Here is a 15443-nt window from a genome sequence, read left to right as displayed (position 1 = left end):
CATTGATTCGAGTGCAAAGAAAACAACGCTGTGTAATAGACAACTCTTTCCAAGTTGTTTGAAGCAGCAATCGGAGCAATAACACGCTCCCGAAGGGCGAGTTGCCTTGGCTTGTATACTTTGTTGTCGATATCTTGATTTAGACCCACTAGACCTTTAAATCGCCGCCGCGTCTACAAACCAAGTCATTCTCGCTGAACCAAGCATCTCGAGGTTACTTGGGTATCGTGTAATTGTTTTTGTTATGAGAAAAGGGAAACTGGCGGCGCTCGAGGAACTGGTGTTTCAAATCGCACACTTAGAGCCAAATAAGCGTAGCTGTCAGAAGTCACCAAGCTCTGTCTTGAAAGTATCGGTGTCGTTGGAAGTGTATCGTGATGAAAAGTCGAGAAGTGGCTAAACGGACAAGGCTTGCCTTTGTGGCTGACCGAATTGTCGCCCTCTTCTATTTGGACCAACTCAAATCCGTTAAGCGTACATAGCGTCGCCCACACGCCCATGCTGTTACCATGAGCATTGATAACAGGCATCAGTGTCACTAGCACCCAACTGAGAGCACTAGCAAATAACATCGAGCGGTAAAAAGGAATTAATCTACGCATAACGGTGACTTAACAAATTTCACACAGCGTAACCAATTTTGAGTGATAGCTCAAAAACAGGATCAATAAGTGCTTGCTACCTCACAGGTTTTCTTGAATGCATCGATTGACAGTCGCAAAAAAGCCCGCCGAAATGGCAGGCTGATAATGTGTTCATTCATTACTTAGAGATAACGCGTAATCCACTGCCACGAGCAAATGCTCCGCTCAGTAGATAATTAGCCAAACAACTTGCTCCAAATGCTTGGATTGCGCTTGTCGTGGTACTCTTCACGAAGACTATCGATTTCACGCAGTTGAGCTTTTGCTTCTTGTAGCTTGCCCGCATCAAGATCCGCTTCAATCTTATCTAGCGTTACCGTCAGCTTGTTAAAGCCTTCTAAGTAAGTATCAAACTTCTCTGGTGGGTAATTACCACGCTTAGATTGTTCAACAATCGCTTGCAAGCTATCAATCGCAGATTTCATGGTTTCAACATCAGACGCTTCCGCCGCCTGTTTGAATTCCATCTTCATCTGTTTCATGTTTTGTTTTAAATCAACCGCTTCTGCCATTGCGTATGTTGAGCCAAACGCAATCGCACACCCTAGGACTAAAGGACGTAACATTTTTCACTTCTCCATTTATAGTGCCGAATTCTGTGTCGGCTTTATTCACCCAAATAACCTACGCCATAAGAGGCGAAAAACTAGCTTAGTTGAGTATTTCCGGGTCGCAGTGTAAAGCAATCTGGCGTCGGGTGCATACCTTAAATGTAATCAAGTTTATGCGTTGAGAATGCTGTCATATTCTGCAATTGGTTTACGGCCTCTCAAAGCTAAGAAAGACAAAAACTGCTGAGCGGTGTGAGTAATCACTTTCTTGCTATCAATACCCACTTTGTCCATTAACTCTCCAACCAAATCCAGATTACCAACATCGTGACAGAAATGCGCGTCACTGCCCGTGGTGAAGAAAACACCGAGATCTTTCCCGATTTGTGCAATCTCGTGGCAACGGTCTACGCTGCCTACTCGGCTGTTGCCTTTCAGCGTGGTGTTATTAATTTCAATCGCGACATTGTGCTCTTTCGCGCACGCTAAAACGGTCTGAAAATCAAAGTCGAAATTTGGATTACCAAGATGACCGAGCGCATCAATACGACCACTCTGAATGACATTAACAAGTGCTTCCGTGTGAGTTTGCTTGTTTGCAGGACGAAAAACGGGTTCATGAAAACTCGCGATCACCCAATCCAAATTTCGATCAACGCTGTCGGGAATGTCGATGTCACCTTGAGTGTTCATGATGTTAGATTCAACGCCACGAATAATCGCAACCCCCTCAAGAAAACGAGGCAGAATTTTCTGGTTCGAGAAGAACCAGTAATGAGGCGCACCCGGCATTGATTCTGCGTGATCGGTCGTGCAGAACATATCCAGCCCGTTCTCTTTTGCCAACTTTGCATTTTCAAGCAAGGTACTGTACGCGTGACCACTGGCGTACGTATGTGTATGGGTATCAACTTTAAATTCCATCATCCACTCTCTTAGGTGCGCTATCTTGCGTGCTATTGTATACCTTCAGGCAACGCATCGTCAGCCCAAGATAAGCAAGAACCCTAAGCTTGCTCTTCACTAATGGCTTTTATCAAGGGTAAAGCTTTTTCCCATCCGTGATTAAACATGGAAACAAAGTCGTTGTGAGTATGAATGGTAACATTGAGTAGTAAACGATCGTTGTTGGTATCGATCTGGTAGATCTCTCGCGATCCGATCCACCTAGATGCTAGGTCAGCATCGAGTTGTTGACGATTATCCGGATTAAAAATGGCAACATGATGAAATTCAAGTTTTTGAAGCGGTAGCACCGTATCTATGATCGCCCTTGTCCCGCCCATATCTGGATCAAAAAAAGTGATGCCACCTCCTTCTTCCCAAGCTCCTTCAAATTGAGACTGCGGTGAAAAGGCTTGTGCCCAACGTTTATACAACTCAACATCGGTTAGCACTTCCCACACTCTTTGCGGTGTCGCCGAAATTTCGACGTAATAATTTAGCGTAAGCATGATTTCTCTCCCTGAACCTTTCTTGACGCTAGCCCATACTCAAGAAAAATCAAACCACACGACCAATTTATCTACCTGCCCCCTTCATTTTCCGACAGACTAAGAAGTTCTCGCTTGTAAACCACCACTGCGATGCGCCGTAAAACGAATCCAACATGTGTTCAGTATGATTGCGAGCACTATTAAACTCATCCCGACAATTTGACTTTGACTCATTCGGTCTTCAAAAAACAGGCTCTGCCAAACCGCAGTGAACAATAAGTTAGTAAAAATGAGTGGCGCAAGTTGAGAGCCACTGCTTGCCAGTTTATATGCTTTGGAGCGAAAAACTTGGGTGTTAATGATCATCAGAGACATCATACCGATCCACAGCGTATTTGAAGAAATCTCAGGCGCCATAACACTCATATTAAGTAACGCGTCGAAGTCATTAAACAAAGTTAGCGGCAACAGAAATACGGCAGCAAAACCAAACGCCCAAAAGTTGATTTCTAGCGGCGACATATTTGTTTTACTCACTTTATATAACGTAAGCTGAGAACCAGAATTGAAGAGTCCACCAGCCAAGCCGAGCAATAAATCCGCTCGCCATGTAATCTCACTTCCACCGCCCGCCAACATAACCACACCAGTGAACGCCATTGCTAAAGCCGCCAATGTTGAAACACGAATGCGCCCTCTCATGAACAGCCTTTCAACCAAGGGAATAAATAATGGGCCAGTAGCAAACAACACAACCCCTTCAACGAGCGTTAACGTTTGTAATGACGCGATAAAGCAAAGTTGTGACAAACCGATACAAAGAGCACGCAATAAAATAGGCTTTAGCGTGCCCGATTTAGGAAAGGTAAGGTTTTTCACACGAAGTAAGATAAGCAAGATAAGCGCAGGCACCAAAAAACGTAAGAAGCTAAATAGTGTGACGGAAAGTTCGCCTGACAACTGCTTTGCTAACAGTCCAGTAACAGATAAGCTTAACGTAGACATCAACATGAAAAGGATAGATTTATTTACAGCATTCATTCAATACTCCTTAATATATGGAGCATTTTAAAAGATATCACTCATCGCAAATAGCGAGTAATATTAACCATTGATGTAAGAAAAACTTACAGTTTAACTTATCTATCACCAGCTACGGTTTTTAAATTATGCGGAAACTAGTCCCCTTAAAGTCCATCTACGCATTTGTTGCAGTAGCTGAGTCTGGCAGCATGACAGAAGCAGCACAGATATTAAGTGTGAGCCACTCAGCCGTAAGTCAGGCAATTAAATCGCTGGAGAGTCAAGTAAACAAGCCTCTGTTTGATCGCATAGGCAGACAAGTTCAACTCAATGCGGACGGTAAAAAGTATTACAGAAAGGTGGCACCCGCTTTAGAGCAAATTGTCGATGCAACGGAAGCACTCATCCAAGATCAGAACTTGCAGCGTGTTACGCTCAATATGGTGAATTCATTGGCTCTTCACTGGTGGATTCCTCGAATGTCAGATTTACAAGGGTTTGCTCCTCAATTAGACGTTCGTTTATCAAACCTGTCTGGCAGATTCAATTTAGAACAAGAAGGTATCGACGCGGCCTTGGTGCATGGAAATCCCGAAGAATGGCAGGATTACTACTGCGAAAAGCTCAGTGAAGATGAACTGGTTTTGGTGTGCAGTCCTGAATTGATAGCGAAGACAAAAGACTCAAACATCACTCAACTCTTAAAGCAGTATCCCATCATTGAAGTTACTAACGAGCGAAGAAAAAATGACTGGAACGTGTGGCAGGACGCGACGGGTATCCAGCGACCTAAAAATAAAAAACCAATCACTTTTAACATGTCGATACAAGCCGTCCAGGCCACAACTCGTCGTTTGGGGTTATTGGTCACTCATCGCTTGTTTGTGAAGGATGACATCAAATATGGTCAGCTAATCGAGCTGGGTGAACCCGTCATTAATCCTCATCAACAGCTTTACTTTGTATGCCCGCCACACAAGCTAAAGCTTGAATCGTTTCATCTGTTGCGATCTTGGCTACAACAATCATTCAACTATTAGAAACTTTTGTTAAGCACATTCACTGAAAAACTAGTATAAAGTTAGAAGAGCACTTTTCATCCAAGGATGGTTTATGAAGCAGTATCAAATATGGCTAAGCGCACTCTGTTTTGCAGTATCTTTGAGTGCGACCGCAGAAGTAGAAAATGATAACCGCCTTTCAGAACAAGGGATCTCCACGGCAATTATTGGGGGTCAGCAGGCTACCCAAAACCAACTTCCTTTTTTTGCACGTCTTATTCTACATAAAACTGGCGCTAATCAGTTTGCCAATATTTGTGGGGGAACCATTGTAAACGACCGCTTCATTTTAACTGCGGCTCACTGCGTAGAACCAAGCGTTTTTACTGACGGCTGGACAATCAACGACCTACGAGTGTTAGTCAAAAACCCTACGATGAATGACGTGTTTGTTGAAGAATTCAAAGATGTTCGCTCTATCACGATTCATCCTGATTATGTGCCTAGCGATTTATGGATTAATGACATCGCTGTCCTTGAATTGACTAGACCTATCACCGATAACGTCCAATCCATCACTTTACCGCAAGACTTTGGAGACTACAGCAGCAAGTCAGTTTATCAGATATTCGGTTTAGGTCAGACCTCAACCAATGATGAAAGCCCCCCTAACTATTTACGCTGGGCAGAAGTAAAACCCCTTACCGACACCCAATGCGCTTCGTTGGTAACAGGGTTTAACGCTCAGGAAAGTTTATGTGCGAATGGATTTCCTGAACGAAGCTACACTGGTATCTGTCGTGGTGACTCAGGCGGTCCTCTCACCTATCAAGACAATAATGGCATGTATCAGCAAATTGGCATTGTGAGCTACGGTTCTTCAGTTTGCGAATCCGCTGCGATTCCAAGTGTGTTTACCGAGATTTTGAACTATGCAACATGGATTGAGACCCAAACCAGCTCAGGTGTAAAAACCAGTTATAACGCCCTCTTAGCAAGTTCGGAAGATTATCATAGCGAAGGGGACTCTGGCTTTGAGCCTGTCGATACCAACACATCTGGCTTTGGTAACAACGGCAGCAGTGGCGGCGGTGCTCTCGGATCAGGGTTGATCATGCTTGGAGGCTGGTTTGGTTGGCTAAGACACCGCAGAAATTATTCGCGCTCCTAGTAGCGTCAACAAGACATCATAATATCTTGCGCTTAACGCGAGAGTTAATGATGTCTTCAATCATCTTTTGCTCTTTTTTCGCTTTTTCATAGTTCTGCTTAGTACGCCAACGTTCAAGCACTTTTTCTAACCCTTGAACGCGTGCGTGCTTGTGTTCTAGCGTTTTCTGTACAAATGCACATTCCGCTTGCATAACGGCTTGCTCTTGCTCGTGGTGACGAAGCATTCTTTGTAGCATTTGGTCAACACGATTAAAGTTCATCAAGGCCGCGCTCGTTAGCGTCGGGCCGGTTCGGGTTGATTGTCCAGCGTGGCCTTTCAACGCCGATAACTGTTCCAATTGCATTGAAAGATGGGAGTGACGCTGACGCATGGCATCAAGTTGTTGACCCACACGATCACGCTGTTTTTCTTCCATTTGCTGTAACTTGCCTACGGCTTTTAACTTGGATTTCATTTCAGCCTTGCCACTCCCATTTGATTAAGCACTTTGAAAAAGCTGCGCGAGCTCGGTCAAACTGGTTGGGTAATCTACAGACTCGCTGGCAGCTTGTTGTAGATATGCACGCAAATTTGGATACATAGCAACAGATTGATCTAACTCAGGATCTTGTCCTGGTTGATAACCCCCTAATGGCAGTAACTCTTTAACCTGAAGGTAGTTGGAGTACATTTGACGGAAGTTATTCGCAATCGTGCTGTGTGCGGCCTGCGTACAAGTATTCATACAACGGCTAATAGACGCGTTGATATCTATCGCGGGATAATGCCCTTGCTCAGCCAGTTGACGCGATAAAACGACATGCCCATCTAAGATGGCGCGCGCGGAATCCACGACAGGATCTTGTTGGTCGTCCCCTTCTGCCAATACGGTATAAATTGCCGTTAAGCTACCATGTTGATTTTCACTGTTACCCGCTCGCTCTAGGAGTTGAGGTAACACGCTGAAGACTGAGGGCGGATAACCACGAGAAGCTGGAGGCTCACCGAGCGAAAGAGCGATTTCGCGCTGTGCCATGGCGTATCGGGTTAGAGAGTCCATTAGAAGTAGAACGTCTTTGCCTTGGTCTCGGAAATACTCTGAAACGCGATGACAAAGTAGTGTCGCTCTTAACCTCATTAGCGGGGATTCATCAGCAGGAGCCGCGATAATGATCGCTTTCTTGCGCGCTTCTGGGGTTAAGTTTCTCTCGATGAACTCACGTACTTCTCTGCCTCGCTCACCGATAAGCCCGACCACAATTACATCGGCCTCCGTGTTTTTGGTGATCATCCCCATTAACACACTTTTACCGACGCCACTGCCAGCCATCAAACCAATACGTTGGCCTTTGCCTACCGTCAATAGTCCATTAATCGCTCGCACGCCTACGTTGAGTGGTGTATCAACTGGGCGTCGCTTCAGTGGGTTAATCGGTTTTGGTTCAAGTGAAACTCGATCTCCCCCCTTAAGCGGTGCCCCGTCATCTAACGGCTCACCTAAACCATTCAGTACGCGTCCTAACCACTGAGAGCTTAGCTGCACGGTACTGTCACCATCAAGAGGGATGACTTTTGCACCTGCAAACAGACCACCTAAACGGCGGATAGGCATGAGGTAAGCAATAGTGTGTTCAAAGCCCACAACTTGCGCTTCGATCATATCGCCTTCCGCGGTTTCTACGAGACAACGCTGCTCAAGCTTAAACCGACACCCTACGGCTTGTAACATTAAGCCGTTTACTTTTATCAACCGCCCTGTTACGCGAGCTACAGGGATTGAATCAAGCGAAGCCAAGGCTTCGCTCAAACGCTCACTTAATAGTTCATGGCTTAGGGTATTACTCATGCTCAGACTCTACCTGTGGAATACTGACTTCATCCAAAAGGTGTTGCTTTACATTGTCCATACAGGCTTCCAAACGAGAGTCGCAGCTCGCATCCGCTTCTGCGTCATCAGTCACTAACTGACAGCCACCAATAGGAAGCTCCGTATTAGGGACCAGTTTCCAAGATTGCGGCAAATCAGCATTGATGTGAGTAATGCGCTCTAAATCTTGCGGATTTAAATGCACAGTTACTGTTTCCGCTTTACCAGGCATGGCAGACAATGTCTCGTCCACCAAAGCTAGGATCTGCTGAGGCATTAAAGTGAGCTCGGCACGAATCACTTGCTGAGCTACCTTTTGTACCAGTTCACAAATCATATGGCGTTGTTGCTGTTCTTTTTCATCTTGCCAACGAGAAAGGGCGTGAAAAAGTTCATTGACAGGCTTCGCCGCCTCCAAAAAGCCTTGCTTTCCAGACTGCTCACCGGAAACAAAGCCTTTTTGGAAACCTTCTTTTTGGCCTTCCAACAGACCTTGTTGCTTGCCCTGTTCGATACCTTGGCGTAAGCCTTCCTCATGTCCTTGTTGCAAACCTTGTTGAAAACCTTCTTCAAGTTGCTGTTGGATATCTATTTGAGGTTCTTGCCAGCCTTGGTTATCTAGCCCGAATTCGTCTTCGATAGTCTTAGGTTGCGCTAAAGGCGGAAAACGGTGTAAACGATACCCGTTCGGAGGCAATCGCATAGTACTTGATTTTGTCTCTAGCATGACCTTACTCCACCGTTGGCTCTTCATAGAGAAGCAGCTGAACTTCACCAGATTCATCCAGCTCACGTACCATTTGCATGATGTCTTGACGTGCTTTTTGAACTCGACTTAACGCAACAGCACCGCGTGCGTCCATGTCATCTTCTAGCGCTTTCACCATACGTTGCGGCATTGAACGCTTAATAGCTTGTTGTAAGGTAATATCGGAACCTTTTAGCGCAACAGCCCACAACTCTAGCGGGATTTGCTGCACCAACATGTCCATAGTTTCTTCGCGTTGTCGGCCAAGAACCATAAAGTCGAACATGTTTTCTTCAATTGCATTAACAACATCTTCATCATGCAACTTCAGCATTTCCATCAATGAACCACGGTCACCTTCAAAGCGGTTAATGATATCTGCTGCTTGCTTAACACCTGATAACGGCGTGCTTTGACTTGCGGATACTTTTTCGATGCAACGCTCAACGAGTTCATGCAAATCAACGGCAACTTGATGATCGATATCTTGCAATTGAGCAATACGGAACAAGATTTCGTCATGGTAATCTTGTGGCAAGTGCTTCAATACCGCTGAAGAGCTGTCTGCTGGCAAATACGCTAGAAAAATTGCTTGCATTTGTGGGTGCTCGTTCACAATGAAACGAGCGAGAGTTTCTGCTTCCACCCACTGTAAGCGCTGCATATTGTTGCGAATTTCATCGCCATATAAGGTATTTAATAACCCTTTTGCCAAATCGTTACCCAATGCTTTACGCAATGTATTAGATAGGTATTCCTTAGAGGCTCCTCGAATACCGCTGTGCTCACGGAAATCTTCAAAGAAAGTTTGAATAACACCACGAGCAGAATCGCTCTTAATGCCATTTAACTTCGCCATTGCACGAGTCACACGCTGGGTTTCATCACGGCTAAAGTGTTGCAAAACCTTCGCTGCGGCATCCTCGCCCATGCCTAATAGCACGAGCGCGGTTTGTTCAACATAACTAAGCGTCTGCTTTGATAGAACTGTGTTCATTGATGTTTACCCATTGTTTCAGTATTTCGGCTACGCGCTCTGGCTCTTCATTAGCAATAAGCTGTAGGTGTTTCAATTGAATTTCTAATGGCGAACCTGCTGGTGGTAGCATGTCGCTGTTTACATCTAAACCTGAAGAGGCTGAGATGCCTTTTTCAGATAGGCGGCGATCAAGTACTTCTTCATGCTCGCGCTCTTCACGCGTTTGCAAGTTTTCGTAGTCAGGTTCTTCCTGAGGCTCAGCAAAATTTAGCTCAGGCACAGGTTTATCAACGCCAGTTAGGTGCATGATTAATGGACGCAGTACGAAGAAGATCATCGCCAAGCCTAACAAGCCACCAATAACGTAGCGTATTGGCTGCTGTACTGTAGGGTCTTGCCACCACGGCAGTGCAGGAGGAGCATCAATTTCGATTGGGGTGAAGTTGAAACTCATTAAACTTAAGCTGTCACCACGTGTGGCAGAGATACCAACAGCATCCATGATCATGTTTGAGATTTGCTCTTTATCGGCTTCACTCCACGCCACACCATCTGGCGAAGCTTTGGAGTTCAACAGAACCGATACACTAAGCTTTTCTATTTGGCCTTGTTGGTATTGAGTACGACGAACACTGCTCCCTACAGCATATTGACGATTCACTTCAGATCGCGCATTCGTGTTTTGGCTATCGTTCGTTTCCACTTCACCAGATCCTGTCACTGGCGGTTGGTTACTTAGAGAACCAGGAACACCCAACGCAATTTGATCAACCGAGTTGTTATGAATTGTGTGCTCATTACGCACAACCGGTGCGTTATCCAAAATTTCTTGTGTTTCTTCAACTTGGCTAAAGTCCAGATCGGCAGCGACTTGTACTCGGAAGTTACTCGGCCCCACAATCGGCGTAAGCATATCTGCTGCGCGTTGGATGATCTGTTTTTCAACACTCTTCTGGTATTCAAGATATTTCGCATTTACTTTACCAGCTTCCGCAGAAGCGACATCCGCACTAAGAAGACGGCCATACTGGTCAATGACAGAAACAAATTCTGGCTTCATTGCCGTGACACTGCCGACCACTAGGTTAATGATCGCTTCAACTTGTTCAGGCTTTAAGTCTTCACCAGGTTTGAGCTCAAGCATGACAGATGCTGAAGGATTCTCACTGTTTTGGCGGACGAATAGAGTTTGACGAGGTATTGCTAAATGAACACGCGCGTTCGCTACTGAGTTCAAAGACATGATAGTACGTACTAACTCACCTTCTAAACCATGACGATAACGCGCCGTTTCCATAAATTGGCTCGTACCAAGAGAGCTATCTTCCTTGAGCGAATCCAAACCTGTCGGCAGCTTAGCTTTAACACCTTTTGATGCAAGCAACATGCGCACCTTCGCAACCTCACCTTCTGGTACAAGAACTTGTCCATTTTGCTCTTGCATGCGGTAGCTTACGCCTTCGCTTTCTAATACCGACACAATTTCGCCGATATCAAAACGCTCTTGTTGGCTATAGAGCGGACGAAAGCTCTGCGAGGAACTCCATAGTGCAACCACAATAATCGCTGCAACAATCGCAGCTAACACCGCAGATAGCACTAAGTTTCTCTGACTGCTAGACCAGATTTGCTTCAGCTTCGTTGTCACATCGTCCATGCCGTTGGCAGTAGAAAATGTCTGTGCTGTGCCGGTAGCCATAGCTGTGTTTCCGGCGACTTGGGGGGTTAGTTCTGACATGAATTACACCGGCATCTTCATAATATCTTCAAATGAGGTCACGACTTTGTTGCGCACTTGCATCAAAGCATTAAAGGACAAGCTGGCTTTTTGGCTCGCGACCATTGCACCAACTAGGTCATCACTTTTTCCTGTTTCTACGGCCGTCATTTTTTGACTAGCCACTGATTGATGTTGATTCACTGTATCCAACACATTTGTCATCGCTTGTGAGAACGATAAAGGTGCGTTTAGTGATTGTTGATCTAAAGGATTTGCACTCACGATAAACTCTGGCGGCTGCACTTGTGCCTGCATCGCCTGCATTTTTGACAACATAAGTTGCTCTGCCGAGACCGCATGAGTAGGTTGACTTGCCATCTATTTTTTCTCCTATTAGGCAGCCGAGCCTAGTGCCGACTGTAAATCAATACCATGTTCTCGCATTGCTGCGAGCTTGTAGCGTAGCGCTCGAGTAGAGACTCCAAGCGCGTTTGCGGTTTTCGTTCGGTTTCCACCAAACTGACGTAACTTTTCCAAAATAAACTGATATTCAGCTTGCTTCTTCGCTTCTACATGACCAAAACTTGCAGTTGGCTCTGCTGTAGGAACTGACGCGACAAGCTCAATAGGCAGCATCAGGTCATGGGCTGTAATGTAATCACCATGACGCATGACCAAAGCGCGTTGAATGACATTTTCCAACTCACGAATATTGCCCGGCCAGTGATACTGACTCAGCGCACTAATCGCATCTTGGGATAGGTGACAGCGGCTGCTATCTTGATACTTTTCAATAAAGAATTGGCTAATTGGTAGAATGTCCTCTTTTCTTTCACGCAAAGGCGGCCAGTGCAGAGGCAGCACATCTAATCGATAATAAAGATCTTCACGGAACGTGCCTTTTTGAACTTCCTCACGTAAGTCTTTGTTGGTTGCCGCAATAACACGAATATCGAGCTGAACGGCTTTATGGCTACCAACACGTTCTACTTCACGCTCTTGAAGGACGCGTAACAATTTCGCTTGAACCGCAGGTGACATTTCACCAATCTCGTCAAGCAGAATCGTCCCGCCATTTGCTTCTTCAAACTTACCGCTTTGAGAATTTGTCGCTCCGGTGAACGCGCCTTTTACATGACCGAATAGCACAGCCTCTAACATTGACTCTGGAATGGCGGCGCAGTTAACCGCCACAAATGGACCATTGATACGCGGAGAGTGCTCATGCACATATCGCGCCAGCACTTCTTTACCCGTTCCCGATTCACCTGTAATAAGCACACTCGCGTTAGTACATGCTGCACGATGCGCCAATTGCAGAACTTGTTTGCTTCTCCAAGACTCCGCAACAATGTTGGCCATTGGCTTACCTAACGCTTCAACACGTTTAAGCAGATTAACCAACTGATTAGATTCAAATGGGCGTAATAGATAATCAGTAGCGCCCGCTTTCATCGTCTCAGCAGCCAAGATGCCTTGTTCTTGATCGACAATCGCAATAACAACACCCGAATTTCGCTGCTTTTGGTGACACGCGACAAACTCACGAACACACATATCCGGCAGCGTAGAGCTCACTAAAGTGATTTCTGCTCGCTCTTCAAGCAAAGCGCCTCGACCAGTACGAGTGTGTTTCGCGGTGTAACCTGCATTTTGCAACACATCCAATACTGGTTGAGCAAGAGCTTCATTTGGCTCAACCAACAAAATTTTCGTTTTCGTCATCATTGAACCTTAACTTTCGTTTGTTGATTTTGTGATTGTAGATCTGGGTGGTGTTTCGTAGCCGTATACTCGTTGTCCCTCACTAAACGCAGGGTGACACGTCGGTTTTTTGCTTGGCCATTAACCGAGTTATTGCTGGCAATTGGGTAACGTGAACCATGAGCTCGTGTTTCGATCATCGACTCGTCGACCCCAAGCTCAATCAAAGCATTGGTGACTTGCTCTGCTCGAGTACGTGACACAGAAAGGTTCGTTAAACTTGAACCAACGTTATCGGTGTGACCGTCGATGAGGATTTTGGTCACTCGATCATCCACAGATACATAGCTATACAGCGCTTCTAGTGTTGCTTTCTGTCCACGACTTAACGTCTTCTGACCAAACTCAAATGAGAGCGCCATATCCCTTGCCTCTGAAAAAGACAATTTAGGCAATCGCGCGCGACACGCATTAAATGATTTCAATGCGTTTTGAATTTGAAGAGTAGGAATCACAATCTCTGAAACAGAGGAAGCATTACTTCCTTTAAGTGACAGCGTCACCCAACTGCCCGAAGCAATTGAATCCATGAATTCTTCAGCGCCTTTATTAAAGATGAAACGCTGAGACGGCTTAGTAAATTCAAGGGAACCAAATTCTTTTCTATAAAGCTCATCACTCCAAGGAGCATTTTGAGTTGTTAAAGCAATCGTTTTCCATTTATTGTTTTCATATTCTATATCGGAAATAAAATAGAATTTATTATTAGGTTCCGCTAGGAAATAAAACTTCCCATAGTCATTATTTGATTGCAACAAGTTGCATTTGAATTTATTTCCCTCATATGTCCATTTAGAGAGGTCCATAGGGATTGTTAAGACTTCTTCTGAATATGACACTTTTGAAAAAATAAAACTGATAACAATAATTGTGTTACAAATTATCAAACGGACATGATTCATGTATATCTTACATTCCCATGACTTAAACCGTTTAATTAAATATGCCACCAAGCCGAGAGAACTGGCATAGCTAATCATTTTAATTACCTATTCTGAATATTAAAATTGTTTACAAAACGCTCAAGAGAGCACGCTTAGCCTCCGTCGGAAGCTTTAAGCATAAAAAACAGTATCTTATAATTTATTTATTTGAAGTTATTGTTACGCCATAAAGGCAATTTAAAAAATCCATAACAACTAAAACGCTCAACATTGTTATTTTATTTATTAAGCGATTTATAAAGAAAACTAACTCTTTTTAAATTTCATTAAAAGATTATGACTATATGAACAAAGCAACATGTGAACTAAAGTCACAATCTTAGAGTTTGGAGCTAAAAGATCATTAAAATTTCTGTGTAGACTACACGCCATTAAGTTAAAACACTTTCGATTGTTAACGCACGGTAAAATATAAATGGAAAATAGAGTTAGCGAGCCTATTTCTGATAGTCAACTACTTGATGTAGAATTATTAGGCAAACCTATTCATATCATTCGTGAGAAGCTCGATAATTTAATTTCAGAATCTTGCTCAAACCTTACGACTGAATTACAAAATTGGCTCAGCACAGGAAAAGTGGAAGCTAGCTTAACCTCAGTAGACTTGCACCGCTTTACATCGGTTGAGATGGACAAAGAGCAAACGTCGACCTATCAACATCAGGAAGGCGGCATGGTATTCATCCATGGTAACCCTCACACGCTAATAAAGTTGGCTGATAGATTTTATGGTGCAAGTGCAGAGCGCTCAGCCGCTACTCTGACGGCCAGTGACTTACGTTTACAAGAGCGCATCAGTCGAATCATCATCGGTTGGCTTGCTCCTGGTGAAATGTGGGACACGGGTGAGTATGAGACCCCTAGAGGTATTGGCATTAACGTTCAATTAAACATTGCGTTTGACGATCATCAAGGCTCAATTCATCTCAAGCTAGATGGTCATCTTATTCAAACGCTAATCGAGCAGCTTGAACTGCAGCCTGATACCGATTTGTTTCAACCTTTCTGTCGTTCTTTAGAGACGACCCCCGTTCGACTGAACGTTGTTCTAAGTAAAAAGAAGATGCCTTTAAGTGATGTGGTTGGCTTACAACCCAACGATATTTTACCTATTGAGCTTCTTAACACGGTTCCAGTAAGCATTGGCAACCAATCTCTATTTACAGGTCGTATTGCCGAGCAAGACGGCCAACTTGTTTTGATCTTTAACCCTGATAAGGAACCGCAGCGATGAGCGAAGCGCTAGAAACTAATGCATTCGACGCAGAAGAACTGAACTTTGATGATTTTCAATTAGAAGACTTTGAAGCCGAAGATACGCTCCAACAAGAACCAGCCACTGCGGAACGTGACCTTAGCTTTTTCAAAAGCATTCCTGTCACAGTCACGCTGGAAGTTGCGAGTAAGGAGATCCCACTTGGGGACTTAATGAAAGCAGGTGAAGGCACGGTTATCGAGTTGGAAAAGCTCAATGGCGAGCCTTTAGACGTGAAAGTAAACGGTTCTCTTATGGGCCACGCTGAAGTTGTCGTTGTCAATGATAAGTATGGACTTCGTCTGATCGATGTACATGACTCTGCATTGAGTGGCGTTGGTCAATAATCTTAGGTAGG

17 protein-coding genes are annotated in these 15443 nt (G+C 44.6%); 4 read left to right on the top strand and 13 right to left on the bottom strand.

Features of this window, described 5'->3' with window-relative positions; all coding sequences use genetic code 11:
• Nucleotides 1–242: 242 nt before the first annotated feature.
• The 5 genes from R7F67_RS03700 to R7F67_RS03680 all read right to left on the bottom strand — a co-directional run bounded on the left by R7F67_RS03700 (nucleotide 243) and on the right by R7F67_RS03680 (nucleotide 3672).
• Entirely contained in the window at nucleotides 243–602 is a 360-nt protein-coding gene (locus R7F67_RS03700; RefSeq protein WP_080276971.1) for a hypothetical protein, read from the bottom strand.
• A gap of 218 nt (nucleotides 603–820) precedes the next feature.
• On the bottom strand, nucleotides 821–1210 hold the full coding sequence (locus R7F67_RS03695) for a cytochrome b562 (RefSeq protein WP_021035869.1): 390 nt from the start codon (nucleotides 1208–1210) through the stop codon (nucleotides 821–823).
• Nucleotides 1211–1366: 156 nt separating this feature from the next.
• The gene (locus R7F67_RS03690; RefSeq protein WP_031777170.1) at nucleotides 1367–2119 is read right to left on the bottom strand and encodes a phosphatase; all 753 of its coding nucleotides are present in this window, start codon (nucleotides 2117–2119) and stop codon (nucleotides 1367–1369) included.
• A gap of 83 nt (nucleotides 2120–2202) precedes the next feature.
• Nucleotides 2203–2649: an SRPBCC family protein gene (locus tag R7F67_RS03685; protein ID WP_005375065.1), complete on the bottom strand. Its 447-nt coding sequence runs from the start codon at nucleotides 2647–2649 to the stop codon at nucleotides 2203–2205.
• A gap of 99 nt (nucleotides 2650–2748) precedes the next feature.
• Entirely contained in the window at nucleotides 2749–3672 is a 924-nt protein-coding gene (locus R7F67_RS03680; RefSeq protein ID WP_017820531.1) for a DMT family transporter, read from the bottom strand.
• 128 nt (nucleotides 3673–3800) lie between these two features.
• Here R7F67_RS03680 and R7F67_RS03675 point away from each other — a divergent pair, with 128 nt between their 5' ends.
• Both R7F67_RS03675 and R7F67_RS03670 read left to right on the top strand, forming a co-directional pair.
• Nucleotides 3801–4694, top strand: a complete 894-nt coding sequence (locus tag R7F67_RS03675; RefSeq protein ID WP_053307935.1) for a LysR substrate-binding domain-containing protein — start codon at nucleotides 3801–3803, stop codon at nucleotides 4692–4694.
• A gap of 73 nt (nucleotides 4695–4767) precedes the next feature.
• Nucleotides 4768–5826, top strand: a complete 1059-nt coding sequence (locus R7F67_RS03670; protein WP_213965068.1) for a S1 family peptidase — start codon at nucleotides 4768–4770, stop codon at nucleotides 5824–5826.
• A gap of 16 nt (nucleotides 5827–5842) precedes the next feature.
• Here R7F67_RS03670 and fliJ read toward each other — a convergent pair whose 3' ends face one another.
• Genes fliJ through R7F67_RS03630 form a run of 8 tightly spaced genes read right to left on the bottom strand, consistent with a single transcriptional unit; the run spans nucleotide 5843 to nucleotide 13866 of the window.
• On the bottom strand, nucleotides 5843–6283 hold the full coding sequence (fliJ, locus tag R7F67_RS03665; RefSeq protein WP_193837775.1) for a flagellar export protein FliJ: 441 nt from the start codon (nucleotides 6281–6283) through the stop codon (nucleotides 5843–5845).
• A 24-nt stretch (nucleotides 6284–6307) separates the two neighbouring features.
• Nucleotides 6308–7654, bottom strand: a complete 1347-nt coding sequence (gene fliI / locus R7F67_RS03660) for a flagellar protein export ATPase FliI (RefSeq protein WP_206958285.1) — start codon at nucleotides 7652–7654, stop codon at nucleotides 6308–6310.
• Nucleotides 7647–8402, bottom strand: coding sequence for a flagellar assembly protein FliH (fliH, locus tag R7F67_RS03655; protein WP_017820534.1), 756 nt, complete (start codon nucleotides 8400–8402; stop codon nucleotides 7647–7649). The genes fliI and fliH overlap by 8 nt, the downstream gene beginning before the upstream one ends.
• Before the next feature lie 4 nt (nucleotides 8403–8406).
• Nucleotides 8407–9420 carry a flagellar motor switch protein FliG gene (locus R7F67_RS03650; RefSeq protein ID WP_005375048.1) on the bottom strand — a complete coding sequence of 338 codons (1014 nt, stop codon included), beginning with the start codon at nucleotides 9418–9420 and terminating at the stop codon, nucleotides 8407–8409.
• Nucleotides 9389–11140: a flagellar basal-body MS-ring/collar protein FliF gene (gene fliF / locus R7F67_RS03645; protein WP_005384024.1), complete on the bottom strand. Its 1752-nt coding sequence runs from the start codon at nucleotides 11138–11140 to the stop codon at nucleotides 9389–9391. The genes R7F67_RS03650 and fliF overlap by 32 nt, the downstream gene beginning before the upstream one ends.
• A gap of 3 nt (nucleotides 11141–11143) precedes the next feature.
• Nucleotides 11144–11500, bottom strand: a complete 357-nt coding sequence (gene fliE / locus R7F67_RS03640; protein WP_005375045.1) for a flagellar hook-basal body complex protein FliE — start codon at nucleotides 11498–11500, stop codon at nucleotides 11144–11146.
• Between the two features lie 15 nt (nucleotides 11501–11515).
• Nucleotides 11516–12847 carry a sigma-54 interaction domain-containing protein gene (locus R7F67_RS03635; protein ID WP_017820535.1) on the bottom strand — a complete coding sequence of 444 codons (1332 nt, stop codon included), beginning with the start codon at nucleotides 12845–12847 and terminating at the stop codon, nucleotides 11516–11518.
• Nucleotides 12847–13866: an OmpA family protein gene (locus R7F67_RS03630; RefSeq protein WP_182038059.1), complete on the bottom strand. Its 1020-nt coding sequence runs from the start codon at nucleotides 13864–13866 to the stop codon at nucleotides 12847–12849. The genes R7F67_RS03635 and R7F67_RS03630 overlap by 1 nt, the downstream gene beginning before the upstream one ends.
• 379 nt (nucleotides 13867–14245) lie before the next feature.
• Between R7F67_RS03630 and R7F67_RS03625 the strand changes: the two genes are divergently transcribed.
• Together R7F67_RS03625 and fliN are read left to right on the top strand one after the other, a co-directional pair.
• Nucleotides 14246–15064, top strand: coding sequence for a FliM/FliN family flagellar motor switch protein (locus R7F67_RS03625; RefSeq protein WP_005375039.1), 819 nt, complete (start codon nucleotides 14246–14248; stop codon nucleotides 15062–15064).
• A complete protein-coding gene (fliN, locus tag R7F67_RS03620) occupies nucleotides 15061–15432 on the top strand; it encodes a flagellar motor switch protein FliN (protein ID WP_005375038.1) in 372 nt (123 codons plus the stop codon). Before R7F67_RS03625 ends, fliN begins: the two co-directional genes overlap by 4 nt.
• Nucleotides 15433–15443: the final 11 nt, after the last annotated feature.

Origin of the sequence: Vibrio sp. YT-17 (assembly GCF_033337375.1) — a bacterium.
GTDB lineage: Bacteria > Pseudomonadota > Gammaproteobacteria > Enterobacterales > Vibrionaceae > Vibrio > Vibrio alginolyticus.
Note: the sequence above shows the minus strand (reverse complement) of the source record. Positions and strands in the feature narration are given on the sequence as shown.